This window comes from uncultured Parasphingorhabdus sp. (genome assembly GCF_963975555.1).
Lineage (GTDB): Bacteria > Pseudomonadota > Alphaproteobacteria > Sphingomonadales > Sphingomonadaceae > Parasphingorhabdus.
The window spans coordinates 535,896-560,686 of record NZ_CAXBHH010000001.1 but is presented as its reverse complement, the minus strand read 5'-3'; the positions used below and the strand labels follow the sequence as shown (position 1 = coordinate 560,686).

General features: G+C 57.4%; 23 protein-coding genes. 9 read left to right on the top strand and 14 right to left on the bottom strand.

The features are described 5' to 3' along the window. Positions 1–9: 9 nt before the first annotated feature. Together AAC060_RS02685 and AAC060_RS02680 are read right to left on the bottom strand one after the other, a co-directional pair. A complete protein-coding gene (locus AAC060_RS02685) occupies positions 10–1,032 on the bottom strand; it encodes a hypothetical protein (RefSeq protein ID WP_339822646.1) in 1,023 nt (340 codons plus the stop codon). Positions 1,033–1,755: 723 nt separating this feature from the next. Further along, positions 1,756–2,226: an Lrp/AsnC family transcriptional regulator gene (locus tag AAC060_RS02680; RefSeq protein WP_339822644.1), complete on the bottom strand. Its 471-nt coding sequence runs from the start codon at positions 2,224–2,226 to the stop codon at positions 1,756–1,758. Positions 2,227–2,333: 107 nt separating this feature from the next. Between AAC060_RS02680 and AAC060_RS02675 the strand changes: the two genes are divergently transcribed. Beyond that, positions 2,334–3,368, top strand: coding sequence for a PLP-dependent cysteine synthase family protein (locus tag AAC060_RS02675; protein WP_339822642.1), 1,035 nt, complete (start codon positions 2,334–2,336; stop codon positions 3,366–3,368). Here AAC060_RS02675 and AAC060_RS02670 read toward each other — a convergent pair. Continuing rightward, complete coding sequence (locus AAC060_RS02670) at positions 3,358–4,881, bottom strand: hypothetical protein (protein ID WP_339822640.1); 1,524 nt, start codon at positions 4,879–4,881, stop codon at positions 3,358–3,360. The two genes, AAC060_RS02675 and AAC060_RS02670, sit on opposite strands and share 11 nt — an antisense overlap. A gap of 92 nt (positions 4,882–4,973) precedes the next feature. On the opposite strand from AAC060_RS02670, the gene AAC060_RS02665 reads away from it, so the two are divergent. The 5 genes from AAC060_RS02665 (at position 4,974) to yghU (ending at position 9,871) form a co-directional block, all read left to right on the top strand. Further along, positions 4,974–6,185, top strand: coding sequence for a CoA transferase (locus AAC060_RS02665; RefSeq protein ID WP_339822638.1), 1,212 nt, complete (start codon positions 4,974–4,976; stop codon positions 6,183–6,185). Between the two features lie 33 nt (positions 6,186–6,218). Then, on the top strand, positions 6,219–7,331 hold the full coding sequence (locus AAC060_RS02660) for an acyl-CoA dehydrogenase family protein (protein WP_339822636.1): 1,113 nt from the start codon (positions 6,219–6,221) through the stop codon (positions 7,329–7,331). 12 nt (positions 7,332–7,343) lie between these two features. Continuing rightward, positions 7,344–8,540, top strand: coding sequence for an acyl-CoA dehydrogenase family protein (locus tag AAC060_RS02655; protein ID WP_339822634.1), 1,197 nt, complete (start codon positions 7,344–7,346; stop codon positions 8,538–8,540). Positions 8,541–8,550: 10 nt separating this feature from the next. Next, positions 8,551–8,865: a DUF1330 domain-containing protein gene (locus AAC060_RS02650; protein ID WP_339822632.1), complete on the top strand. Its 315-nt coding sequence runs from the start codon at positions 8,551–8,553 to the stop codon at positions 8,863–8,865. A gap of 115 nt (positions 8,866–8,980) precedes the next feature. Then, complete coding sequence (gene yghU / locus AAC060_RS02645; RefSeq protein WP_339822630.1) at positions 8,981–9,871, top strand: glutathione-dependent disulfide-bond oxidoreductase; 891 nt, start codon at positions 8,981–8,983, stop codon at positions 9,869–9,871. A gap of 9 nt (positions 9,872–9,880) precedes the next feature. On the opposite strand, the gene AAC060_RS02640 is transcribed toward yghU, so the two are convergent. The 9 genes from AAC060_RS02640 to AAC060_RS02600 form a co-directional block, all read right to left on the bottom strand. Then, a complete protein-coding gene (locus AAC060_RS02640; protein WP_339822629.1) occupies positions 9,881–10,867 on the bottom strand; it encodes an MBL fold metallo-hydrolase in 987 nt (328 codons plus the stop codon). A gap of 22 nt (positions 10,868–10,889) precedes the next feature. Next, positions 10,890–11,522, bottom strand: coding sequence for a TetR family transcriptional regulator (locus AAC060_RS02635; protein ID WP_339822627.1), 633 nt, complete (start codon positions 11,520–11,522; stop codon positions 10,890–10,892). A gap of 35 nt (positions 11,523–11,557) precedes the next feature. Further along, entirely contained in the window at positions 11,558–12,430 is an 873-nt protein-coding gene (locus tag AAC060_RS02630; RefSeq protein WP_339822625.1) for a crotonase/enoyl-CoA hydratase family protein, read from the bottom strand. Between the two features lie 62 nt (positions 12,431–12,492). Beyond that, complete coding sequence (locus AAC060_RS02625) at positions 12,493–13,275, bottom strand: SDR family NAD(P)-dependent oxidoreductase (RefSeq protein ID WP_339823779.1); 783 nt, start codon at positions 13,273–13,275, stop codon at positions 12,493–12,495. 63 nt (positions 13,276–13,338) lie between these two features. Further along, complete coding sequence (locus AAC060_RS02620; RefSeq protein ID WP_339822623.1) at positions 13,339–14,511, bottom strand: acetyl-CoA C-acetyltransferase; 1,173 nt, start codon at positions 14,509–14,511, stop codon at positions 13,339–13,341. Between the two features lie 133 nt (positions 14,512–14,644). Beyond that, positions 14,645–16,075: an aldehyde dehydrogenase family protein gene (locus AAC060_RS02615; RefSeq protein ID WP_339822621.1), complete on the bottom strand. Its 1,431-nt coding sequence runs from the start codon at positions 16,073–16,075 to the stop codon at positions 14,645–14,647. Between the two features lie 75 nt (positions 16,076–16,150). Then, on the bottom strand, positions 16,151–17,449 hold the full coding sequence (locus AAC060_RS02610; protein WP_339822619.1) for a cytochrome P450: 1,299 nt from the start codon (positions 17,447–17,449) through the stop codon (positions 16,151–16,153). Further along, positions 17,449–18,984, bottom strand: a complete 1,536-nt coding sequence (locus AAC060_RS02605) for an acyl-CoA synthetase (protein ID WP_339822617.1) — start codon at positions 18,982–18,984, stop codon at positions 17,449–17,451. The genes AAC060_RS02610 and AAC060_RS02605 overlap by 1 nt, the downstream gene beginning before the upstream one ends. Positions 18,985–19,110: 126 nt before the next feature. Next, on the bottom strand, positions 19,111–19,860 hold the full coding sequence (locus tag AAC060_RS02600; RefSeq protein WP_339822615.1) for a 6-phosphogluconolactonase: 750 nt from the start codon (positions 19,858–19,860) through the stop codon (positions 19,111–19,113). A 125-nt stretch (positions 19,861–19,985) separates the two neighbouring features. On the opposite strand from AAC060_RS02600, the gene purU reads away from it, so the two are divergent. Further along, positions 19,986–20,846, top strand: coding sequence for a formyltetrahydrofolate deformylase (purU, locus tag AAC060_RS02595; protein ID WP_339822613.1), 861 nt, complete (start codon positions 19,986–19,988; stop codon positions 20,844–20,846). 24 nt (positions 20,847–20,870) lie between these two features. Here purU and gspI read toward each other — a convergent pair whose 3' ends face one another. Further along, entirely contained in the window at positions 20,871–21,275 is a 405-nt protein-coding gene (gene gspI / locus AAC060_RS02590; protein ID WP_339822611.1) for a type II secretion system minor pseudopilin GspI, read from the bottom strand. Beyond that, positions 21,272–21,751 carry a type II secretion system minor pseudopilin GspH gene (gene gspH, locus AAC060_RS02585; RefSeq protein ID WP_339822609.1) on the bottom strand — a complete coding sequence of 160 codons (480 nt, stop codon included), beginning with the start codon at positions 21,749–21,751 and terminating at the stop codon, positions 21,272–21,274. The genes gspI and gspH overlap by 4 nt, the downstream gene beginning before the upstream one ends. Before the next feature lie 116 nt (positions 21,752–21,867). Between gspH and AAC060_RS02580 the strand changes: the two genes are divergently transcribed. Continuing rightward, on the top strand, positions 21,868–22,665 hold the full coding sequence (locus AAC060_RS02580) for an enoyl-CoA hydratase-related protein (RefSeq protein WP_339822607.1): 798 nt from the start codon (positions 21,868–21,870) through the stop codon (positions 22,663–22,665). A gap of 125 nt (positions 22,666–22,790) precedes the next feature. Then, entirely contained in the window at positions 22,791–24,752 is a 1,962-nt protein-coding gene (locus tag AAC060_RS02575; protein WP_339822605.1) for an alkyl sulfatase dimerization domain-containing protein, read from the top strand. Positions 24,753–24,791: the final 39 nt, after the last annotated feature.

Sequence of the window (24,791 nt, the reverse complement as noted above, 5' to 3'; positions counted from 1 at the left end):
ACTGACTCTCTAAACTACGCGAACGAAAATGCGGGCATTGCCCGTTTCTCCTTCAGGGTGGCTCACAGTATAGTCTACATAGGTCACCCCTGTGAAGCCGGGAACCGGTGTGATTATAACCTCATTGTCTGCACCAAGTGAAGCAGAAACCTGTCCGTTATTCATGGTCGGCACTGAAACTGCAGTAATTTGCGTATCGTTGCTTCCGAAGAAGCCGATCGAACCCTTGGGTCCGTTTGCGTGGAAATCATTCTCAAGCGGGTGGCCAGTTAGACGACCGACAATTCTGCCAGACACGAGACGGAGTGGGGTGTTTGCAGTAGTTTCATAATGATCGGGCGCTGGAAGGAAAAAGCCTGTTGTGGTTACCGCGATATTTTCGCCATACCGCTCTATTTGCAAGAGAATTTGCGGAGTTGTAACCGCCAGCGCGTTTGATGCTGCCGCGATGCTATTCTCTTGTCTCAATGCAATAATTTGCGGTAGGAGATAACCTCGAATACCCATCAAGTAGCCAGAAGCCGGGTTGGCTTTGTTGATTTGGATTGGCGCCGCTGCAGCATAAGCGTTGATCAAATGCGCGATTGCGCTCTGCACTTCGGGACGTAATGTGGCATATTCAGGAACTCTTGAAACAACGGCGGCCATTTCAGCATTATCGTTGAACAGGAAACGATCGGGAGCATTGGCCAACGCGGCACTCAACACACTGGACGAATCAAAAGCAAAAATCTGCAAGTCTTCGGTTAACTCTAACGCGAGGATCGACATGGCACGGGCGTTTGCTGCAAATAGGCGGGCGGCATCAGCACTTCGTGCGGGATCGTTACTCAGCGCCTCTGCGAAAGGATCAAATGTTAGTAAATCGGGATCGATCGATTGCAGTCCAAACAAGCTTCCCGTAATTCCAAGCTGGCGCTTGAGTTTCGCTTGCTCCGGCCCATCAAGCAAGAGTGCCGTTACCGGTGAAATAATCTTGGCCGCTGCTGGTGCATAAAAACGTATATAGGCGCCAGTACTGGAATCAATCATCTCGCCGACTTTGGCTTGGTCTGATAGATCTCCAAAGGTTGAACCAAACGCGGAGCCTCGAAAAGCCCGTGCAAAGCTAGGAAAATATTCACCTTCCCGTGTACCAAAGCCCCCCACACTGGTATTGGCCTCGAAAGTTTCGTCCGAGTAGAACCTGAAGAATGAAGGTCCGACCCCAGTAGCTATAACACGCGCGGTGGCTGTGGGCGGCGGTGTAGGCGTCGGCGCAGGTGATGGAGCTGGTGTTGGAGCTGGGCCTGACGTTGGCAATACGACAGCGCTTCCACCGCTCCCACCGTCTCCTCCACCACATGATATCAACGCCAAACAAGCTGCGCCCAAAAGCCAGTTTCGGCCTCTTTGTTTCATCCTTCGGTTCCTCTACGTACTCACTTTAGAAATTTTCGGTTTGATTCATATCCTGACAAGTAATAATATCAGACAGACAATGTTTCGCAACAGTAATAGTTTGGATCTGTCGCCTCGCAGGAAACAAAACTGACTCGCAGTTGCTGAAAGACATTTAACGCCGAGCGCATCGAAAATGCCGGCTTTAATTACTTCGCAATCGATACTTTGTCATCTGCTCTACCCACTACTTCTCGATTTTATGCGGGTCGGAAGAAGCTGTTCTGGGGCCAGATTTGTAGTAATCGCTTTTACACATGCTACGGATGCAAGGTCTCGAAGAGATCTACACCATTTTCGTGACGCTACGCACCGTCACACCGGCACCGCAGTCTCATATTTGATCCGCTCCATCGCGAAGCTCGCCGATACGTCGGACAAAGGCACCGCCTTGATCAGTTTCTTGTACACCCGGTCATAATCGGCGACATCGCGGACCAGCAGTTTGAGCATATAGTCGACTTCGCCGGCCATCCGGTAGAATTCGACCACTTCCTCGATTGACGAGGCTGCGGCGGCGAATTTTGTCAGCCATTTGTCGCTATGATCACTGGTGCGGACGGCGACGAACACGGTCATTGACAGGCCGACCGCTTCCGGGTCAACAATCGCCACCCGGCGGGCGATGATCCCGTCGGCCTCCATCCGCTTGATCCGCCGCCAGCAGGCATTGGTCGACAGGCTGAGCTGCGCCGCGAGATTTTCCAGCGACAGGCTGGCATCGCGCTGCAAGGCTTTCAGGATATTACGGTCATTATCATCAATATTTTTGGCTTTATCGGTCATATCCAGAATATTATCACATTATTTGAGTGATACCACCAATAAATGACGAGGATTTCCCGCACGGCTGACTTCATATGTGAAGACAGATGATGACAGGGGATGTTACAATGCTGGATTTTGTAGGCCGGGAACGCGAAGACAAGTTGCAGTCGCTATCGGCTCTGATCGGCAATACGCCGGTGATCAAGATCCTGGCGCGCTGCGAGGGACAGGATGTCACCGTCTACGCCAAGGCGGAAATGTATAACCTCTCCGGCAGCATCAAGGACCGGATGGCGCTCGCCATTTTGCAGGATGCGATGCAGCGCGGCGATCTGCTGCCCGGCCAGACGATCGTCGAGGCGACCAGCGGCAATAGCGGCATCTCCTTTGCCGCCATCGGCTGCGCCCTAGGCCATCCCGTCACCATCTTCATGCCCGACTGGGTCAGCGCGGAACGGCGAGCGCTGCTCGCTGTCTATGGCGCAGATGTCCGACTGATCTCACGCGAACAAGGCGGCTTTCTCGGTTGCCTGGCCGCTGCCGAGAAACTGGGCGCGCAGGGCGCCTATATGCCGCGCCAGTTTTCCAACCCGGTCAATGCCGACGAACATGCCGAAGGCACTGGCCCCGAACTCTGGCAGCAGGTTGCAGCCGACGGTGGCACGCTGGGCGGCTTTGTCACCGGCGTCGGTACCGGCGGCACGGTCATGGGCATGGGCCGCTATCTGAAGGGCCGTGACCCGAGCATCGCCGTCCACCCGGTCGAGCCTATCGAATCACCCACCCTTTCGGTCGGCCACAAATGCGGCCAGCACCGGGTACAGGGCCTTTCGGATGAATTCATCCCCGCCATCCTCAACCTGTCCGAGCTGGACAATGTGATCGGCGTGCATGACGGCGACGCGATCCTGATGGCGCAGCGGCTGATCCGGCAATTCGGCCTCGGCGTCGGCATTTCCAGCGGCATCAATCTGGTCGCGGCGATCCGCGTGGCACTACAGCAACCAGTCGCCAGCGACGGAACCGGCAAGGCCGTCGCGACAATCTTCGCCGACAGCAACAGCAAATATCTGTCCACCGATCTGGCGAAGGAAGAACCCTGCCGCGACTGCTATCTGACGCCGAAAATCGAACTTCTGGATATGCAGATTATCCGCTGAGTTTCGCGATATTGCGCTCGTCAGCGGTGACCACATCGACCGCTAAGCCGATCAGGTCCGTATCTTCCGGTGCGTCCGGCAGCACGCCAATGGCGGGCAGTCCCTGCTCGTCTTCCAGCCAGACACTGGCCGCGCCGCGGCTGGCCTTGCCATAAGGCATGGCATAGCTTTTGATCACTGCCTTGCCGTTGAAATAATGGTCCGCTTTGACATGGTCCGGCTTCGGAATCCGCACCGGTTCCGCGATCCGGTCGGGTGACCAGCCGCCAGCGACCGGCTGTGCCGCATAGATGCCAACCGATTCCTTGTTGATCACGCCGCCATTGGCAGAGATCATGCCGGGCTTGCTGCCATCCTTGCGCAGCGCCTCGACCAGAGCGACCATGCCGTGCGCGCTGTAGCTGTTGCCAGGCCCACCAAAGAAGCTGAGTCCACCGGTCAGCGTATAGGACGCCAGCGACCGGTCCGGCGAACCGAGCGCGTCCATCGCCAGCGAAACCGCGACGGGGAAACAGCTGTAAATATCGATCGGGCCGAGATCCGCAGCGTCAAGTTCCGCCAGCTCCAGTGCCTTGGGAAAAGCGACCTGCATTGCGGGTGAAACCGACAGGTCATCCTGCAGGCTCATCAGTGGTACGCTCGCGTCGGCACCGCTGTGCAGATAAATCATCTTGTCTTCGGCTATGCCGAGTTCGGCAGCATGGCCAGCGGTGGTCAATATCACCGCCGCGCCCAGTTCAACCGCATCCTGCGCCACCATCCAGCGGCGGAAAGGATCGTTGAGCCGGTAATTGCCATGGTCGTCGGACAATAATTCCTCCGCCGTCCATTGCCGCGCGAATTGCGCATGTTCACGGGTCAGCGAAACGCCGGAAAAAGCCGACCATAGTTCGGCCATGCTCTGCGCATAGCTGTCCCGGTCCATGCCCAGTCGTGCACGCCGCGCATTTTCCACTATCCCGTAAGCCATCGGCATATTGATAATGCCCTGACGCCATTCATAGGCGGTGAGCATCTTGTCTTCGGTCGTGATCAGGTCGGTCATTTCGCGGGTCGCCGGCTGGCTCCAGTCCAGCTTATGGCCGCTGCGCCGCGCCCGTTTGACGGTACCCATATTCTCTGCGCTGGACAGGACCACCGCTTTATATTCACCGGCGTGAACCTGACAGGCGAGCTTGTTGAGATGCTTCTGCGGGCTCTGGCCACCGACATCGCCATAGAGCAGATGTGCGGGGTTGAGACCGGAGGCCGTGGCCACCGCTTCCGGGTGATTCTCCGGCGAACCAAAGTCATGCGGCAGACCGCTGTCGTGGAACAGGCGAATCGAAAGCAGGCAGTCAATCGACGCCGCCAGTTTTTCGGCAGCGCCGCTATCGGCAAGCGCCTGCTTGACCGCCGCCGATGCAAGATCGACCGTCGAGGGCCATTCAAGCCCCTGCGATTGCTTCAGTTTCGCGCCGCTCGCTTCACCGACACCGATCAGGACCGGTGCCGTAGGATCTGCCAAAGCCATTGTTAATTCCCTCAAAATAAACAGTTCATCAATCGATTAAAACTGATAACAGACAGGTTGATGATTGCACCTAACAATTTGAGGATTTTTGAATGAGCGGATGGCCAGAGCTGAAATGGGACACGGAACCGACAGGTCCCCTGAAGGGATTGAAGATCGTCGATATGTCGACCGTAGTGCTGGGACCGTTCGCGACGCTCAATTTCGCCGACATGGGCGCGGACGTCATCAAGGTCGAAAATGGCGATGGCAAATTTGGCGGCGACATGATGCGCCATGCCGGTGACAATCCGACCGGCGACCTTGGCCCGATATTCACCTCGCTCAACCGCAACAAGAAATCGATCACGCTCAACGGCAAGAACGAGAATGACAAGGCGGTGATCCTTGAACTGCTGAAACATGCCGATGTATTTTTCCACAATGTCCGGCTGGCCGGCATGGAACGGCTGGGGCTCGATTATGAAAGCGTCAAGGCGATCAACCCGGGCATCGTCTATGTCCATTGCGCCGGTTTCGGCCAGGGCGGCGAATATGAAAAACGCCAGGCCTATGACGATCTGATCCAGTGCGCTTCCGGTTTTGCCAGCCTGTTCGAAATGCGCGGCGACAGCGGTCGCCCGCTCTATATGCCGTCGCTGGTCGCCGACAAAACCATCGGCCTGTTCGCGGTCAACGCGACGCTCGCGGCGATGTATCACAAGGAAAAGACCGGCGAAGGACAATTTGTCCAGGTGCCGATGTTCGAAGCCTTTACCTGGTTCAACATGGTCGAAAATCTCTGGGGCGAAACCTTCATCCCCGGCAATGGCAAGCTCGCCTATACCCGCTCGATCAACAAGAACCGCAAGCCCTATCCGACCAAGGACGGCTATATCGGTCTGGTCCCCTATAATGATGCGCAGTGGCGGAAGTTTTTCGAACTCGGCGGCAAGCCCGGCGTCTTTGATGAACCACGCTTCGCCGATTATTCCCAGCGCACCAAGAATATCACGGAGCTCTATGCCCTGATCGAGGAAATTGCCGCGACCAAGACCACCGAAGAATGGCTGCCGCTGCTCGACAAGCATAATATTCCGGCAATGCGCTATAATCGAATGGAGGATGTTCTGACCGATCCCCATTTGCAGCAAGTCGGTTTCTGGCAGGAACGCGAAGGCGAGAAAATCGGCAAATACCGGACGATCACGCACCCCGTCCATTATTCCGCCAGCCCGGCAAATATCTACGCCGATCCGCCGACATTGGGTGCGGACAATGATGAAATACGCGGCGCGCTCAACATGCCCGCTAACGACGACTAATATAATAATAATAAACAGGACGAGGTTTGAACTATGAATTTTGATTTTTCTGACGATCAAAAATTTCTCCGCGACGAGGCACGCAAGTTTCTCGAAGCCCAATGCACGATGGCGCATGTTCGCGAAGTGCTGGACGATGACGAGAAGAGCCACAATGAAGGCGTCTGGAAACAGATTGTCGAAATGGGCTGGCTCGGCGCCGCCATTCCCGAAGAATATGGCGGGCTTGGCCTCGGCATGCTGGAACTATGCGTAATCGCCGAAGAACTGGGCCGCGTCCTCGCTCCCGTACCGTTCGGATCATCGGCCTTTTTCTTTGCCGAAGCTTTGAAACTGGCGGGCAGCGAAGAACAGAAACTGGCGCTGCTGCCGAAAGTTGCCGACGGCAGCCTGGTCGGCTGCATCGCGGTCAGCGAAGGCCCGGGCGAAATCAAGACCGGCAATATTGCCACGCGGCTGAAGGACGGCAAAATCTCGGGCAAGAAAATCCCGGTAACCGATGGCGATATCGCGACCCACGCGATCGTGCTGGTCAAAGACGGCAGCGGCGAAAGTCTCGTCATTGTTGACCTGAACCAGAGCGGCGTATCGCGCCAAGCGATCAAGACGCTCGAACCGACCCGCAGCCATGCGACGATCAGCTTTGACGGCGCAGCGGCAGAATTGCTCGGCGAAGCCGGCAATGGCATGGCGCTGCTCGACCAGATCAACGACCGCGCTGCTGTATTGATCGCCTTTGAACAACTCGGCGGCGCGTCCCGCTGTCTCGAAATGGCCAATAGCTATGCCAAGGAACGGGTCGCTTTCGGCCGCGCCATCGGCGGCAATCAGGCGATCAAGCACAAGCTAGCCGACATGTACGTCAAAAACGAAGTCGCCCGCTCCAACGCTTATTATGGCGCATGGGCTTTATCGAGCAACGCAGCGGAACTGCCCGAAGCGGCAGCCGCGGCACGGGTCGCGGCGTCGGAAGCCTTCTGGTTTGCGTCGAAGGAAAATATCCAGACACACGGCGGCATGGGTTTCACCTGGGAGGTGGATTGCCACCTCTTCTACCGCCGCGCCAAATTGCTCTCCGTTCAAGCGGGTAGCCCGGCGGTATGGAAAGAGAAACTGGTCAGCGCGCTCGAAGCGAAAAACGGTTAGAAGGAATTAGACATGGATTTCAATGACACAGCAGAAGAAGCAGAATTTCGCGCCGAGGCGCAGGCTTTTCTATCGCAGCATCTGAAGGCCAAAACGCCGGGTGCTCTCCGCGCCGGTGGCCGCGAGGATTTTCTCACCCGTGCCAAGGCGTGGCAGAAGATCAAGGCAGAAGGCGGCTTTGCGCAAATCACCTGGCCCAAGGAAATGGGCGGTCGCGGCGGTACCGTGATGCAGCAGGTCATCTGGGGACAGGAAGAAGCCAAATTTGACGCGCCGACCGGGCCCTTTGCCATCGGCCTCGGCATGTGCGTCCCGACCGTGATCGCTTTCGGATCGGACGAGCACAAGAAAAAATATGTCCGCAAAGCGCTAATGGGCGAAGAAGTCTGGTGCCAGCTGTTCTCCGAACCGGCTGCCGGATCGGATGTTGCCGGTCTCAAGACCAAAGCGGTCAAAGATGGTGACGAATGGGTCATAAATGGCCAGAAAGTGTGGACTTCCGGTGCGCATTATTCCGACTATGGCATCCTCTTGGTCCGTACCGATCCCAACGTGCCCAAGCACAAGGGTCTGACCATGTTCATCGTCGACATGAAGCAGCAAGGCGTCGACGTGCGGCCGATCCATCAGGCATCGGGCGGCAGCGAGTTTAACGAAGTCTATTTCACCGATGTCCGCATTCCCGACAGCGACCGGCTCGGCGAACCCGGCATGGGCTGGAAAGTGGCGCTCGTCACCCTTATGAACGAGCGGCTGGCGGTCGGCGGATCTCCGGGTCCCGACTGGAAGGAAATCATGGATTATGCCCGTTCGGCTGGCACCATGTCCGACCAGGCGTTCCGCGAGAAACTGGCCGACTGGTATGTCGCGGCGCAGGGTTACAAGCTGACCAAATTCCGTACCCAGACCGCCCTGTCTCGCGGAGAAACACCGGGTCCGGAAAATGCGATCGGCAAGATCATCAACGCCAACCATCTGCAGGATATCTGCAACAGCGCGATCGAGATGCAGGACCATTTCGGTATCATCGTCGACAAGGACGAAGCGCCATCCGATGCGATTTTCCAGGAAAGCTTCATGTGGGCTCCCGGACTGAGAATCGCTGGCGGCACTGACGAGATATTGAAGAACATCATCGCCGAACGGGTGCTTGGCCTGCCGCAGGATGTGCGGGTCGACAAAGACAAAACCTTCGCGGAAATGAACTAGGAACCAGATGATGACCGAACAACCCGTCCATGTCGTCGCCAATTTCACCGTTCAGGACGCGGCGAAATATCGCGAATATGAAAAGGGATTTTTCCCGATTCTGAAAAAACATGGCGGGGAGTTCATCACTTATGATGACGGCAGCGTCACCTTCGAAGGCGCGGTGCCGCCCGAAGGCCGGGTCGTGATGTTCAAATTCCCGGACGAGGCAGCCGCCACGGCCTGGTATAATGATCCGGATTATCAGGCCCTGTCCGAACATCGCCGGGCGGGAACGACGTTGAATTTCCTGACCATGGTCCACGCCATCCCGCCAAGAAATTAGGCGGCGGTCATAAATCCGCTTTGAGCGGACGCAGAAAAACTTGCGTGATCGATGCGGTTACAAATGCTACCGCTTGTCCAGAGCAACAAAGGCCAATCCAAAAAGGAATGATCCCATGACCGACAACCTCCCCGATTACACGCCCCCGAAAGTCTGGAAATGGGACAAGGCCAATGGCGGCCGCTTCGCCAATATCAACCGCCCGATCGCCGGCCCGACCAAGGAAGTCGAGCTTCCGGTCGGCAAGCACCCGTTGCAGCTCTATTCCATGGCAACGCCCAATGGCGTGAAGGTCACCGTCATGCTCGAGGAGCTTCTCGCTCTCGGCCACAAGGGCGCGGAATATGACGCCTATTTCATCAATATCGGCGAAGGCGACCAGTTCGGCAGCGGCTTTGTCGACATCAATCCGAACAGCAAGATCCCGGCGCTGATGGACCACAGCACCGACAAACCGACGCGCCTGTTCGAATCGGGCTCTATGCTGCTCTATCTCGCCGAGAAATTTGGCGCATTCCTCCCCAGCGATCACCATAAGCGCACCGAAGCGCTCAACTGGCTGTTCTGGCAAATGGGCAGCGCCCCCTATCTCGGTGGCGGCTTTGGCCATTTCTATGCCTATGCCCCGGTGAAGATCGAATATTGCATCGACCGCTTTGCCATGGAGGTCAAACGCCAGCTCGACGTGCTCGACCGCCATCTTGCCGACAATGAATATATGGCCGGCGACGAATATAGCATCGCCGATATGGCGATCTGGCCCTGGTATGGCGCGCTGGTCAAAAATGTCGTCTATGAAGCCTCGGAATTTCTCGACACTGCTTCCTACAAGAATATGAACCGCTGGACCGACATGATCGGCGAGCGTCCTGCCGTGCAGCGTGGCAAGATGGTCAACCGCGCATGGGGTGAACTCGAAGGCCAGCTACGCGAACGTCACGATGCGAGCGATTTCGAATTGCGCACGCAGGACAAGCTGGAACCGAAAGAAGAAGCGGCGGAGTAAAGACCGCTTCTAGCGGGTCAGACTCGCGTAAGCGCGACTGAGGAAGCTTGAGAGCATCAGCTCGTCAGTCTGAAACTCGGCATCAAATTCCGCCGTTGGTTTCGCGGCCATGATTTCCGTAAGGCTTTTGCCATCGTCGATCAGTGCCTGCACGCGGCCTTGGATGATGGTCAGCACTTCGATATAGCGCGCCAGCTTTGCGCGGTCCGTGACCGGGCCATGGCCGGGAATGACTTTGGTCTTGTCGTCGATTGCGTCATGGACCGCCTGACAGAAAGCGATCATCCCCGCCAGGTCGCCGCCATTGTCGGAGTCGATGAAGGGATAGCCCGCGTTGTTGAAGACATCGCCAAGATGGACCGCGTTGACACCGCGGAATATAACCGCTGCATCGCCGGTTGTATGAGCGGGACCGACATGCAGCAGGTCGATCTTCTGATCGTTGATGTGAAACTGCATGGTCGTGTCAAAAGTAATATCTGACAGGGCATGTTTGGGATAGGCTTTTTGCTCGGCCGCAAACGGACCAAAATTGACGATATTGTCGTGCTGCATCTTGTCGCGGCTGTTCGACTGCGAAACGATCCAGCTGCCTTCCTTGCCCAAAGCCAGATTGCCGTCGGCATGATCGAAATGCCAGTGGGTGTTGATCACGAAATCGACGTCGTCGCTGCCGATTTCCTTCAGCGCGGCCTTGATCTTCGGCATCAGCATTGGCGACTGGTCATCAACGATCAGCGTGCCGTCCTCGCCGACCGACACCGCAATATTGCCACCCAGCCCGAACAGGACATAAAAGCCGTCGGCGATTTTCTGGGTCTTGATTTCCGCCTTGTCGAAGTCCCAGCCGAATGCTTTCGTCAACTCGTCCATCGGGGTCAGCGTGCCATAAGATGGCGCGGCCTTTCCATCATGATCGTGAACGCCATGGGCCACGGCGGGTGTCGCTAGAGCAAGCGCAAGCGCGGTTCCAGCCAGTGTCGATACCAATTTCATCAGCCCGCTCCCCGATAGCAATTCAGTGTTTCAAAATACCGGCCATGATCAGATCAACCGTCTGCTCGCGATAGGCATCGCGCATCCGCTCGTCGAAATCGTCGCGGCCATAGCAATATTTCCAGACCAGCTTGCCGGTGAAGAAACGGTCTGCCGCGCCGGTCACCGCAGAATAAAAGAGATCGGGATCGACCGTGCGAAATACGCCGGACTTTATGCCTTCACCGATAAAAATCTTATAGGCCCCGGACAGTGGCTTCAGATATTTGTCCGCGATTTTGCGCGCGCCTTCCGGCGGCAATTCGCGAATCAGCCGCATGGTCAGACGGTTGAGATAGGGAAATTCATGATAGGTATCGATCACCGCGCCGATATGGTGACGCAGCTTGTCTTCCGGGGGCCAGTCCTTTTCGATCAGCAAACCGACCTGAACCAGAATATTGTCCATGTCCCGTTCCAGAATCGCTTCGAGCAGGCCATCCTTGTTGCCGAAATAATATTTGACGAGCGCGCTGTTGAGCCCGGACAGGACCGACAGCTCGCTGAAGGAAATATCAATCGTATCGCCATCACGCATGATATGGCTTGCGGTCTCGATCAGCTTGTCCCGAGCGCCCGCTTCATTCGCCTTGGCCACCAATTTTTCGACGGTCATTCATCTTCCCCTCAACGCACAATGTCACATTTCGGTCACTTATAAACAGGTTCTTCCCACCATGGGAAGCTGTCTGGTAAGTCACGGGACACTTTATCCGGATAGTCCGGACTGCGCTTCTCCAGAAAGCTCGCGATACCCTCTTTCGCATCGGCAGATTTGGCGCGATTATAGATGATCCGGCTATCGACTTTATGCGCTTCCATCGGATGCGCCGCGGCGGGCAATTGCCAGAGCATCTGCCGCGTCACGGCGATCGATACCGGCGCCGTATTGTCGACAATCTCGCGCGCCAGAGCATAAGCGGCGGGCAGCAATTCTTCCGGTTTGTGCAGCGAACGGACAAGACCGCCCTTGAGCGCTTCCTGCGCGTCAAAGACCCGGCCGGTCAGACACCATTCCAGCGCCTGAGCTCGTCCGACCAGATTGGGCAGGAACCAGCTGGCAGCGCCATCGGGGGCAATGCCGCGACGGGCAAAGACAAAGCCGAAGCGCGCGGTCTCGCTGGCCAGCCGCATATCCATCGGCAGCAACATGGTTGCGCCAACGCCGACGGCAACGCCATTGATGGCGCCGATCACCGGTTTCAGGCACTGATAGATACGCAGGATCAACAGACCACCGCCATCGCGGACGCGCGGATCGGAATAATCTTCCACCGGATCGTCGCTGGCGAAGGGTTTCTTGCCGTCTTCGGGAGTCAGATCGGCCCCGGCGCAAAAAGCACGGTCGCCGGATCCGGTAACCACCACCGCCCGCACATCGTCATCGGCATCGATGCGATCAAAGGCGTCGGTCATTTCCCGGATCATCGTACCGGTGAAGGCGTTCATCTTTTCCGGCCGGTTGATCGTGATCGTCGCGATATTGTCGGCGACGTCATAGAGGATCTGCGTGTAGTCGGTCATGAACTTCTCCATCAGATACAAAAAGGGCCGCGAGTTTCTCGCAGCCCCCTGATTTTCGTTGTCTAGCGCGGTGCCATCCGGATGCCGCCGTCGAGACGGACATCTTCGCCGTTGAAATATTGCGTCTCGATCATGCACATGGCGAGCGCCGCATATTCGTCGGGCTGACCCAGCCGCGGAGGATGCGGAACCATCGCGCCCAGAGCATCACGGACATTTTGCGGTGCACCAGCGAGCAGCGGCGTATCGAATATGCCGGGCAGGATGGTGTTGACGCGAATGCCTTCACGGGAAAGATCGCGCGCGATTGGCAATGTCATACCGACAACGCCGCCCTTGGAAGCGGAATAAGCCGCCTGGCCGATCTGGCCATCTTCAGCAGCCACCGAAGCGGTGTTGACCATTGCTCCACGATCGCCGTCGGCGAGTGGATCAAGCGTCAGCATACCGGCCGCCGATTTGGCGATGCAGCGGAAGGTACCGACCAGGTTCACCTGAATGATGAAGTTGAAGGCATCGAGCGGGAAATGCTTGATCGAGCCGTCTTCCTTGGAGCGGCTGACGGTCTTGATCGCGTTGCCGATACCGGCACAGTTGACCAGGATGCGTTCCTGGCCATTGGCGGCGCGTGCTTTTTCAAAGCCGGCGTCGACGCTGTCGTCTTCGGTGACGTTGACCTTGCAGAAAACGCCGCCGAGTTCAGCGGCCAGCGCTTCGCCTTTTTCTTCGTTGAGGTCGAACAAGGCGACCTTGACGCCTTTGGCAGCGAGACGGCGGGCGGTAGCCGCGCCGAGGCCGGAAGCGCCACCGGTAATGACGGCTGAAATGTTGCTATTGAGTTCCATATTCTTGTCTTTCTTCGAATGGCCGCCATGCTGAACCGAGTTCAGCATGGCGTAATATGTTGATTAACCGAGGCGCTCGATGATCGTGACGTTCGCCTGGCCACCGCCTTCGCACATGGTTTGCAGACCATATTTCGATCCACGAGCTTCCATAGCATTGAGCAGGGTTGCCATCAATTTGCTGCCCGACGCGCCGAGCGGGTGGCCCAAAGCAATTGCACCGCCGTTGACGTTGAGCTTGCTGCGATCCGCACCGACATGCTTCAGCCATGCCAATGGAACGGGAGCGAAGGCTTCGTTCACTTCATAAAGATCAATATCGCTCATCTTCATGCCGGCACGCTGCAGAGCGCGGTCGGTTGCGAACAGTGGTTCTTCAAGCATGATCACCGGGTCACCGGCGGTTACCGTCAGGTTCACGATCCGAGCACGCGGGGTCAGGCCATGATCTTTCAGCGCCTGTTCCGAACAAAGCAGCACGGCTGCCGAGCCATCACAAATCTGGCTGGCGTTGGCGGCGGTAATGGAGCCTCCTTCTTGCAGCAGCTTCACGGCGCCGATGCTTTCCTTTGTAGCGTCAAAGCGAATGCCTTCGTCGACCTTATGCTGCTCTTTGCCTTCGGCGGTTTCGATATCGATCGCGATAATTTCTTTATCGAATGCACCGGATTCAACGGCCTTGATCGCCTTGTGGTGGCTTTCCAGAGCGAACTCGTCGAGATCATCACGGGTGAAGCCATGCTTCTTTACCATCATTTCGGCGCCCATGAACTGGCTGAACTGGATTCCGGGATAGGCTGCCTGCAGTCCTTCCGACATGTTGGTGCCGAGGCCGGCGTCTTTGAACAGTTTGAAGGTCGAGCCCATTGGAACGCGGGTCATGCTTTCAATGCCGTGCGCCAGAACCATATCCTGGGTACCGGACATGATGCCCTGCGCCGCGAAGTGGATCGACTGTTGCGAAGAACCGCACTGGCGATCGATCGAAACCGAAGGGATGCTGTCGGGCAATTTGGATGCCAGAACCGCGTTGCGGCCAACATCGCCGCTTTGCTCGCCGCCCTGCATGACGCAGCCGGTGATCACATCTTCAATGGCACTGGTATCAAAATCATTGCGGTCGGCAATGGCATTCAGCGTCGCAGCACCCAGATCCACCGGATGGACACCGGCCAGACGACCACCACGGCGGCCTCCAGCGGTACGGACTACGTCGACGATATAAGCTTCAGCCATTTATTGTTCCTTCAATATGGGTTGGCGGTTGAATTTAACCGCCCGATTAAACCTCGGAAAGCCTAGCGTCAAATGAAAAAGCCGATCATCACAATAGTGATAATCGGCTTTTCCAATTCATATATCTGCCGGATCAGGCGGGTACATTGTCTTTCTTGACCGTGATCACCTGCGAATAGGTGAATTCGAGCAGGCCTTCCTTGCCATATTCCGCGCCGAAGCCGGACTGTTTATGTCCGCCAAAGGGAGCGAAAGGCGAAAGGTGGAGGAATTCATTGACCCAGACGGTACCGGTTTCAAGCTGTTCGGCAACCCGAACGCCTTCATCGGGATTGGCGGTCCATACCGCGCCGGCCAGACCATATTCGCTGTCATTGGCGCGAGCGATCGCTTCCTCGGTGGTGCTGAATTTCATCAGCGGCATGACCGGACCAAATTGTTCCTCGGCAACAATCCGCGCATTTTCCGGCGGGTTGTCGAGGATCGTGATCGGCACATAATAGCCCGGAATGCTGTCATCCAGCGCATCACCGCCGACCAGGAATTTATAGTCATTATCCTTGGCGTCCTGGATCAGTTCCAGCACCCGCTCATATTGCTTCTTGTTCTGGATCGGGCCGACCGCAGTGCCCTGTTGCGCGCCGTCGCCGACTTTCACATTCTTGGCAAATGCCGCGATGGCTGCGCTCAGCTCGTCATAAATATCCTCGTGGATATAGATGCGTTTCGCAGCGACACAGATCTGGCCGGCGTTGGTGAAGCTCGACCAGAACAATTGCTCGGCAACCTTTTCGACATTGGCGTCGGGCAGAACGATCGAGGCGTCATTGCCGCCCAGTTCCAGCGTGATCCGCTTGAGATCCTTGGAAGCGCCTTCCATGATCTTCTTGCCGGTCGCGGTCGAGCCGGTGAAGGTGATCTTGTCGATATCGGGGTGCGAGGTCATCAATGGGCCGAGGCTGTCTTCACCGGTGATGATATTGACGACGCCCGGAGGGGCTACATCCTTGATCAGTTCGGCAAGACGCAATGTCGTCAATGGTGTGAACGGCGATGGCTTGAGCACAATCGTGCAACCGGACAGGAGAGCGGGGGCAATTTTCTGCACCGCCATCATCACCGGGAAGTTCCACGGCACGATACCGGCGACAACACCGACCGGAACGCGGCGGGTGCGGCTCAGGCGCTCTGCCGTATCCTCGTTGATCTCGTCATCCATATCCAGCGTAGCCTGCGAACCGGCCATATAGGCCGCGCCCATGATTTCGCCTTGCGCCTGCGCATGGGGTTTGCCCTGCTCGGCGGTGAGCAAGCGGAACAGTTCGTCATTATTCTCGTTGATCACAGCGGCAATCGCCTGAACCACCTTGCGGCGGTCGTCGATCGGCTTTTTCGACCAGGTCTTGAACGCAGCGCGCGCAGCGGCAACAGCCTGATTGAGTTCGGCTTCGCCGCACGCGGGCACCTGACCGATTACTTCTTCATTCGCCGGATTGACGACGTCCAGCATGTCCGTCGTGCCGACCATCTCGCCGTTGATCAAATTCTTATATTGGGTAACCATCTCGCTCTCCTTTGGCGTCTGCCGTTCCGTTCTATTTGAGTCGCTTATACTGCATTACAAGGGCGCAAGCGCCATTCATTTTGATAAACTATATCGTATCGGCAGGGTTTTCAGCCCGCCGACAAAGGTGGATTTGGCGCGCTTCGGCTCTCCTGCCAATTCCAGCGTCTCGATCCGGTCGAGCAGTTCGTTGAACAATATCCGCATTTCCAGTCGCGCCATATGCAGCCCGAGACATTGATGCGCGCCGGCGCCAAAAGACAGATGCCGGTTGGGCGAGCGGCTCGCGTCGAATTTGCGTGGATCGGGAAACACGCTCTCGTCGTGATTGGCAGCGATATAGCTGATCATCAGCCAGTCATCCTTGGCGATTTTCTGTCCGCCCAGTTCGGTGTCTTCGGCAGCGGTGCGCATGAAATGCTGCACCGGAGTCGTCCAGCGGATCGCTTCCTCGACAATCCCGGGCAACAGATCGCGGTCGGCCTTGAGCCGCGCGAATTGCTCGGGATCCTGAGCCAGCGCCATCATCGCCCCTGCCGTCGAGGCCGAGGTCGTGTCGTGACCGGCAGCCGCGAGAATGATATAATAGCCCGCCATGTCGCGGTCGCTGAGATGCTCGCCGTCGACTTTTGCGTTCGCGATCACGCTTGCGACGTCATCGGTCGGATTGGCGCGTTTTTCTGCGGTCAGCTTGGCAAAATAGGCTTCGAAGTCGGCGACAGCGCCGACCACCAGCTGCATGATCTGCTCCGGCGTCATATTGGCCATGCCGGACTTGTTGAGATCCTCATCCTGTCCGCCGAACATCTGCTGGGTGAGAAACAGCATGCGCTGCTCGTCCGCTTCCGGCACTCCCAATATCTGCATCACCACGTGGAGCGGATAAGGCGCGGAAACCAGAGGCACAAAATCGGCCTCGCCGCCTGCATCGACCAGCCGGTCGACCGTGACTTTGGCCAGCGCCCTGATCTCGTCTTCCATCTTGCCGAGATTTTTCGGCATGAACCAGTCTTGCGTCAGCCGGCGATATTTCGGGTGGGTGGGCGCATCAAGAGCGACCAGCGAACGGACCAGATTGGGATCGCCGCCGGTGATCGATTTGACGAAGACGCCGCTCTTTTTATCGCTGAACGTGGTGCTGCGCGGACTGTTGAGGAACAGCTTGTTGTCCTTGCTGATCCGCATGACATCGTCGTAGCTTGTGACCAGCCAGAACGGATCATGGACCTCGTCATTGACCACGCGGACAACCGGCGTCTCGCTACGGAGCTTGTCAAACCGGTCGAGCAGACTGTCCCAGTCGACATAATTGGCCGGATCGACGATCGCCAGCGCATCTTCGCCGCTCAAGACTGCTTCTGTCTGCGTTGCCATCACACGATCCCGCTTTCCTGCTTGCCCCAATATTCGTCGCGCAACAGCCTCTTGTAGAGCTTGCCGGTAGCATGGCGTGGCAATTCGCTGCGAAAATCAATCTTGCGGGGAATTTTAACGCCGGAGAGCGACTGGCGAAGATAGGCTTCCAGCTCCTGTGCCAGATCATCTCCCGCTTCCGCCATATCCATCGGCTGCACGACCGCGACGACCTTCTCGCCCATATCCTCGTCCGGTGCGCCGATGACGGCGGCATCGGCAACCTTATGATGGCTGACCAGCAGATTTTCGATTTCCTGCGGATAGATGTTCACGCCGCCGGAAATGATCATGAAACTCTTGCGATCGGTCAGATAGAGAAAGCCGTCCTCGTCCAGTTTCCCGACATCGCCGAGCGAGGTCCAGCCCTGGGCATGGGTTGCGCCCTTGGTTTTCTCTGGGTCATTATGATATTCAAACTTCGCACCGCCTTCGAAATAAATCTGGCCTTCTTCACCTACCGGCACATCATCGCCATTTTCGTCGCAAATATGGACCACGCAATTGATCGGCTGTCCGACCGAACCCTTGTGCGCCAGCCAGCCTTCGCTGTTGCAGAAGACGAAGCCGTTGCCTTCGGTGCCGGCATAATATTCGTTGAGCACCGGCCCCCACCATTTGATCATCGCTTCCTTGATCGGAACCGGAACCGGGGCAGCAGCGTGAATCGCGCTCTTGATCGAGGACACGTCATATTTGGCGCGAATTTCTTCCGGCAATTTCAGCATCCGGACAAAATGGGTCGGAACAAACTGCCCGGCATCGCAGCGATATTTTTCAATCAGCCGCAAAGCCTGTTCGGGATCGAATTTTTCCATGACAATACTCGTGCCACCCATCGCCTGCACCGCAAGGTTCCAGCGCAACGGGGCCGCATGATAGAGCGGCGCGGGAGACAGATAGACGCAATCCTTGTGCAGGCCGAAAATCATCTCGGCCAGCGCGCCAAGGGCGTTGCGCCCGGCAATATTTTCGTCTTCTGGCAGCGGCAGCCTTATGCCCTTGGGCGTGCCGGTAGTGCCCGACGAATAGAGCATGTCGATGCCAGCCCGTTCATCGGCAATGGCGGTGACCGGCATGGATGCCAGCGCCGTCTCCATATTGCGCTCGTCTTCGGCACCGAACACCAGCTGGCTGATTTCGGGGTTGAGAGCCTTTACCTGATCGAGAACCGGCAGCATCTGCTTCGAACCGATCAGCATCTTCGCGCCGGAATCCTTCAGAATATAGCTGACCTCGTCGGCGGTGAGGCGGCTGGAAATGGCAACCTGGATCAGGCCGGAGCGCTGCGATCCCCATGTCACCGGGAAGAATTGCGGATGGTTTTCCATGCAGATCGCAACCGTATCGCCAACCTGCAGACCGCGGGACCGATAAAGCTGGGCTATCTGGTTGGAGCGCTTGTCGAGTTCACCATAAGTGATGACTTCTCCGGATCCGGCCATGATGACGGCGGGCTTGTCGGGATTTTCCCGGGCGTGCAGATAGGGATGCATAGGTTGGCGCTCTCCAATTGATCGATCACCCGTCCGGGCGATTCGCAATGGCAGCACCTTGGTTTAATCGTGCAGTTAAATCAATCGATAGTCACACCGATTGGCGATAGAAAGCAGCAACTGCCCCTAATTTTCTACATAAATGTCCACCGGCACGGCTAAATCGGCGAATATGCGGCCGATTGGCGCCATGCTGGTCGCACCCTGTTCGATTTCCGATTCGAGCACGGTCTGGTTCGCCGCACCCTTGAGCAGGACGATCACGGTCCGCGCTTCACAAATCGCTGCCTTGGTCAGCGTGACCAGCGGCGTGTCACCATCATCGGGAAGCAGGCCAACCACCAGTTTTTCCGGAGGGCCGTCAAGCGCCTCTTCCATATCTGCGCTTTCCATGATCCCGGCGGTGCTACCGCCTTCACCCATGCCGAGCCAGACCAGATCCGCAGGCCATTTGGTATCGCGCAGCCGCGCATCGGCAGCGGCGCCGGCCATATGATAATCCTCGTGATCCGGTGCCAGTGGCAGCACCCGCGCACCGCGGGTCAGGAACAATTGCGCCAGTTTCTTGACGTGGCTGCGCGGATCGTCGAGCGGTATCAGCAGATCATCGGTCGGGATGATCGTGACATGTTTCCACTTGATCTGTTTTTCGGCCAGCGCCTCAAGCACCGGCATCGCTTCGTCACTGACGGGCAAGGCGAGCAGGGCATCGCCGCGCGCATCAAGAGCGCTTTCGATTATGAACTGGATGTCTCCGGCGACGGCAGCGACCATCTCGTCGGCGTCGTCAAAATCCCACCACTCGAGCATCGATTCCTCGTCTTCCGGCAGGTCATCCGAGTCAAAATTTTCTAATGCGTCTTCGAGTTTGCTCATCGCGATATCCAGATCTGTATAAAGTCTCACGGCTTCTAATCGCTGCAGACCTCAGCACAAGGGTAAATCCCCCTTTTAAAATTCTCCACTTTGGGCCAATTGGGGCCCGAAAAGGCGATATCCATATGACCGACAACTATATTCTTACCCTCACTGCCGATGACCGGGTCGGTCTGGTTGCCGCTGTTGCCGGATTTCTGGCGGAGCATGAGGGCTTCATTCTCGACAGCCAGCAATATGCCGATCTCGATCAGGACCGCTTTTTCATGCGAGTCGAGTTCAAGGGCGCGGGCGCGAAATTCCCGGCCAGCCTTGATATGCTGACCGAGAAATTTTCGGTGATCGGCAAGCAATATGCGCTCGAATGGACCCTGGTCAGCGGCGCGGTGAAGCCGAATATGGTGATCGCGGTGTCAAAGGGCAGCCATTGTCTTAACGACTTGCTGCACCGCTGGAAGACTGGCGGGCTACCGGCGAATATTGTCGGCGTGGTCAGCAATCATGAAAGCCTGCGCGACCTGACTGAATGGCACGGCGTCGCCTTCCACCATTTCCCCGCGACCGACGACAATCGCGCCGAACAGGAACAGGCGATATTGGATGTGATGGAGCAGGGACAGGCCGATTATCTGATCCTGGCGCGCTATATGCAGATCTTGTCCGATGACCTCAGCGCCAGACTGGCTGGCCGCTGCATCAATATCCATCACAGCTTCCTGCCCGGGTTCAAGGGCGCCAAACCCTATCACCGGGCCCATGCGCGCGGCGTCAAGCTGATCGGCGCCACCGCCCATTTCGTCAGCGCCGAACTCGACGAAGGTCCGATCATCGAGCAAGCGGTAGAACGGGTCGACCATCGCGCCAGTGTCGAGGAAATGATCCGGATCGGCCGCGATATCGAGGCACAGGTTCTGGCCAAGGCAGTCAAATGGGCCGGCGAACACCGGATATTGCTCAACGGCAACCGGACAGTGGTGTTCCGCTAGAGAAACAGGGGAGATGGTTGGACGCTACTCGTCAGCCGGTGGCGGCGGCTCGACCGCGCGCAACTCTCCGGCTGGCCGCAATATCGTCAGCGACGCCGGGGCACCGCTGATCTTTTCCCGCGCGGTGATATCGACTTGCACGAATCGCTCGTCATCTGCGATTCGCGCGCTTTGCGTCCAGATCCAGTCGCGGCCGCCATTTTGTTCCTCGCCGCTGCTGTCGCCAAGGCTCGGCGGGCGCGGGTCGGTGAGAATTTCGACCGCGCGGTTGCGGACCACCGATTGCGCGACAACGCGCAGCTCCAGTTCGGCGGCATTATGGGTGGTAAAGGCCTGCAGCCGGATCAGCGCCAGAGCGGCGAGGCTGAAGACCGACAGCGCGACCAGCATTTCGATCAGGGTAAAGCCGCGCTCGCCAGACTTTCTCATGGTGCCGATCCGGCCAGTTTCACGTCGCCCATTGGAGCAATCAGGACCCGCCTGCTCTGATCTTCGCGCTGCAAGACAAGCTCGGCCTGTTCGCTGGGCAGGCCCGTGCTTTCAAAGCTGATCATCATCGGTCCGGTCTCGCCGGTGGCCGCGCTGACGCCGCTGGACCAGCTGGTCGACACGAACGGTTTGTCCTCGATCACCGACCAGCTGCCCTTGCGCCGTTCGAGAAAACTATAGCCGGAGGGCGTAACCTGCACCGCCATCGGCCGCGATTGCAATATCGCATTGTCGCGCAGCGCCGCCGTGCGCGCCGCAAAGCGCTGGGCATCTTCTTCGAGATCACTGCTGCCGGTCGGGAAGGAAAAGACGACGACCGACGCCATCAGCCCGATGATCAGCAGCACGACCATCAATTCCACCAGGGTGAAGCCGGCAGCATTATCGCTAGTATCGGGATCATTCTGCGGGATCATTGACCTCCATTTAGCGATTTGATCGGAGCGAGTCTTGCAGAATCCGTTGTCCCCTGCAATGACAGGGGCATAAGAAAAGACCATAAGAAAAGAAACGCTGGGAAAAGGAATTTTTGATGTCTGACGTCATTCTCTACGAGAAAAATGACCGCATCGTTACAATCACGCTGAACAAGCCGGAAACGCGCAACGCACTGTCAACGGATCTGTGCGAGGCGATAGTCAATGCGATCAACAAGGCCGATGCCGATGCCGGCGTCAGCTGCGTCGTGCTCGCCGCCAATGGCAAGAGCTTCTCCTCCGGCGGCAATCTGCACGAGATCAAGGCGATGACCGCCGAGCAGAAAATGACTCCGCTGGAAATCGAGAACTGGTACAAGACCGGTATCCAGCGCATTCCACTGGTTTTCTCGCAAATTTCCGTTCCGGTGATCGCGGCGGTCAATGGCCATGCGATCGGCGCGGGCAATGACCTGAGCACGATGTGCGACATTCGCATTGCCGGCGAAGACGCGATATTTGCCGAGAGTTTCCTGAGGGTCGGCCTCATTCCGGGCGATGGCGGCGCATGGTTGCTACCGCGGATTATCGGACAGGCACGGGCCAACCAGATGCTGTTCACCGGCGAATTTATCGATGCCGCCAAGGCGCTGGATTACGGCCTGGTGTCGGAAGTAGTCGCAAATGAAAAACTGCTCGAGCGCGCCTATGAACTGGCCGAAATGGTCGTCGGGCTACCGCCGCAGGCCATCCGCAAGACCAAAGAACTGGTGCGGACCGCGCAGAGCGTGACGCTGAAGGAAAATCTCGACCAAGCGGCCCTGTTCCAGGGCGTGTTGCAGCAGGCTGATGATCATCAGGAAGCGATTGATGCGATACTCGAGAAAAGAAAGCCCGTGTTCAAAGGGGCGTGAATTTTATCTAGCGGCCAGCGAGACAGCATTCCCGCGAAGACGGGAGCCTGTTTCCGGCCGGTATATATTGGAAATTTCGGGAGATGGGCCGCTGCCTGCGCAGGGGTACCAGAAGGAGGGATAGAATGAACAAGACCGCTATTTTGATCGTCGCCTTGATGTCGGCAGCGCCGATACTGGCAGCTCCTCCGGTAGGAATCGCCACCGAAGCGACCAAAGCGGCCAATGCCGAGGTCGCCGCCAGCCTGCCGATTGCCGACCAGACGGATTTCGAAAATGCCAATCGCGGCTTTCTCGCCAAAATACCGGGGGACAAGATTCTTAACGAAGACGGTTCCGTCGCTTGGGATTCGCGCCAGTTCGACTTTATCGACGGCCCGGCGCCCGACACGGTCAATCCTTCGCTCTGGCGGCAGGGCAAGCTGAACAGCATTCACGGCCTGTTCGAGGTTGTTCCCGGTATCTATCAGCTCCGCGGCTATGATCTGGCGCAGATGACCTTGATCGCCGGCAAGACCGGCTGGATCATCATCGACCCGCTGACCACGCCCGCACCGGCCAAGGCTGGTCTGGCACTTGCCAACAAGACGCTGGGCGACCGACCGGTCGTCGCGGTCATCTTCACCCATAGCCATGGCGACCATTTCGGCGGCGTGTCCGGTGTCGCTTCGCCCGAAGACATCCAGTCGGGCAAGATACAGGTCATCGCACCGCACGGCTTTCTCGCCGAATCGATCGGCGAGAGCGTGATCGCCGGCACAGCGATGAACCGGCGGGTGCAGTTTCAATTCGGCACCGCCCTGCCGGTCGGCAAAAGCGGGCAAGTCGGCGGCGGGCTCGGCCAGAAACTGTCGAGCGGCAATGTTGCCTTGGTGCCACCGACCAGATCGATCAGCAAGGATGGAGAAACCCTGCTCGTCGATGGCATCAGCTTTGACTTCATGGATGCCGGCGAAACCGAAGCGCCAGCCGAGCTGGTGTTCTACCTGCCCCAGTTTAACGCGCTGCACACCGCCGAAGTTGCCACCCGCACCTTTCACAATGTCCTGACGCCGCGCGGCGCGCTGGTGCGCGATACGCTCAAATGGAGCAAGGTTATCGACGCCATGCTCGCCAAATATGGCGCGAAATCGGATGTCATGCTGGCCTCGCATCACTGGCCGACTTGGGGCAGCGACAATGTGCAGACTGCTCTGAAGAACCAGCGCGGCATCTATCGCTATGTCCACGACCAGACCATGCGGCAGGCGAATCAGGGCGCGACGATGGACGAGATTGCCGAGAATATCGGTGAGCCGGATTTCGCCAAGACCGACTTTGGTGTGCGCGACTATTACGGGACGCTCAATCATAATAGCAAAGCGGTCTATCAACGCTATTTCGGCTGGTGGGACGCGGTTCCGGCCCATTATCATGCGCTGCCACCGGTCGAAGCATCGAAAAAATATGTCGCGGCGATGGGCGGTGCGAAAAAGGCACTGACTGTTGGCGAGAAGGCTTTCGAAGCCGGTGACTATCGCTGGGCCGCGACCGTGTTCAACCATCTGGTCTTCGCCGATCCGGCCGATGAAGCAGCCAAAAAATGGCTGGCCTCAACCTACGAGCAGCTCGGTTTCCAGACCGAAGCCGGGACGTGGCGGAATATCTATCTGGTCGGCGCCAAGGAGCTTCGCGAAGGCAATAACGTCAAGAATTCGATCAGCACGGCGAGTGAAAAGGTGCTGAACGGCATCCCGGCGGTCGACCTGTTCGATGCCATGGCGACCCGCTTCAACCCGGCGAAGATGCAGGGCGATGGCGGCATCATCCGCTTCTGGTTCCCCGACCGCAAAGAAGCGGTCAGCATCGATCTCGGCAAGAGCGTGATGTTCCCGCGCAGGGAAGATTATGCTGCCACTGCCGCCGGATCGGATACCCAGATCACCATCAGCCGCGCTCTGTTCACAAAATTGCTGATGCGTCAGGCCAATGCGATGGAACTGATCCAGAACAAGGAAATGCTGGTCAGCGGCAATGCTGCCCTGATGGCCGCCATGTTCGGCGCGCTTGACGAGGTGGATCCGCAGTTTGATATTGTGACGCCGTGATACAGAGGCTAACTTCCGTTCGCCCTGAGCCTGTCGAAG

Coding starts and splice junctions, on each gene's coding strand:
- AAC060_RS02685 (WP_339822646.1), bottom strand. CDS start 1,032: ATGATTGATTCCAGTACTGGCGCCTATATACGTTTTTATGCACCAGCA.
- AAC060_RS02680 (WP_339822644.1), bottom strand. CDS start 2,226: ATGACCGATAAAGCCAAAAATATTGATGATAATGACCGTAATATCCTG.
- AAC060_RS02675 (WP_339822642.1), top strand. CDS start 2,334: ATGCTGGATTTTGTAGGCCGGGAACGCGAAGACAAGTTGCAGTCGCTA.
- AAC060_RS02670 (WP_339822640.1), bottom strand. CDS start 4,881: ATGGCTTTGGCAGATCCTACGGCACCGGTCCTGATCGGTGTCGGTGAA.
- AAC060_RS02665 (WP_339822638.1), top strand. CDS start 4,974: ATGAGCGGATGGCCAGAGCTGAAATGGGACACGGAACCGACAGGTCCC.
- AAC060_RS02660 (WP_339822636.1), top strand. CDS start 6,219: ATGAATTTTGATTTTTCTGACGATCAAAAATTTCTCCGCGACGAGGCA.
- AAC060_RS02655 (WP_339822634.1), top strand. CDS start 7,344: ATGGATTTCAATGACACAGCAGAAGAAGCAGAATTTCGCGCCGAGGCG.
- AAC060_RS02650 (WP_339822632.1), top strand. CDS start 8,551: ATGACCGAACAACCCGTCCATGTCGTCGCCAATTTCACCGTTCAGGAC.
- yghU (WP_339822630.1), top strand. CDS start 8,981: ATGACCGACAACCTCCCCGATTACACGCCCCCGAAAGTCTGGAAATGG.
- AAC060_RS02640 (WP_339822629.1), bottom strand. CDS start 10,867: ATGAAATTGGTATCGACACTGGCTGGAACCGCGCTTGCGCTTGCTCTA.
- AAC060_RS02635 (WP_339822627.1), bottom strand. CDS start 11,522: ATGACCGTCGAAAAATTGGTGGCCAAGGCGAATGAAGCGGGCGCTCGG.
- AAC060_RS02630 (WP_339822625.1), bottom strand. CDS start 12,430: ATGACCGACTACACGCAGATCCTCTATGACGTCGCCGACAATATCGCG.
- AAC060_RS02625 (WP_339823779.1), bottom strand. CDS start 13,275: ATGGAACTCAATAGCAACATTTCAGCCGTCATTACCGGTGGCGCTTCC.
- AAC060_RS02620 (WP_339822623.1), bottom strand. CDS start 14,511: ATGGCTGAAGCTTATATCGTCGACGTAGTCCGTACCGCTGGAGGCCGC.
- AAC060_RS02615 (WP_339822621.1), bottom strand. CDS start 16,075: ATGGTTACCCAATATAAGAATTTGATCAACGGCGAGATGGTCGGCACG.
- AAC060_RS02610 (WP_339822619.1), bottom strand. CDS start 17,449: ATGGCAACGCAGACAGAAGCAGTCTTGAGCGGCGAAGATGCGCTGGCG.
- AAC060_RS02605 (WP_339822617.1), bottom strand. CDS start 18,984: ATGCATCCCTATCTGCACGCCCGGGAAAATCCCGACAAGCCCGCCGTC.
- AAC060_RS02600 (WP_339822615.1), bottom strand. CDS start 19,860: ATGAGCAAACTCGAAGACGCATTAGAAAATTTTGACTCGGATGACCTG.
- purU (WP_339822613.1), top strand. CDS start 19,986: ATGACCGACAACTATATTCTTACCCTCACTGCCGATGACCGGGTCGGT.
- gspI (WP_339822611.1), bottom strand. CDS start 21,275: ATGAGAAAGTCTGGCGAGCGCGGCTTTACCCTGATCGAAATGCTGGTC.
- gspH (WP_339822609.1), bottom strand. CDS start 21,751: ATGATCCCGCAGAATGATCCCGATACTAGCGATAATGCTGCCGGCTTC.
- AAC060_RS02580 (WP_339822607.1), top strand. CDS start 21,868: ATGTCTGACGTCATTCTCTACGAGAAAAATGACCGCATCGTTACAATC.
- AAC060_RS02575 (WP_339822605.1), top strand. CDS start 22,791: ATGAACAAGACCGCTATTTTGATCGTCGCCTTGATGTCGGCAGCGCCG.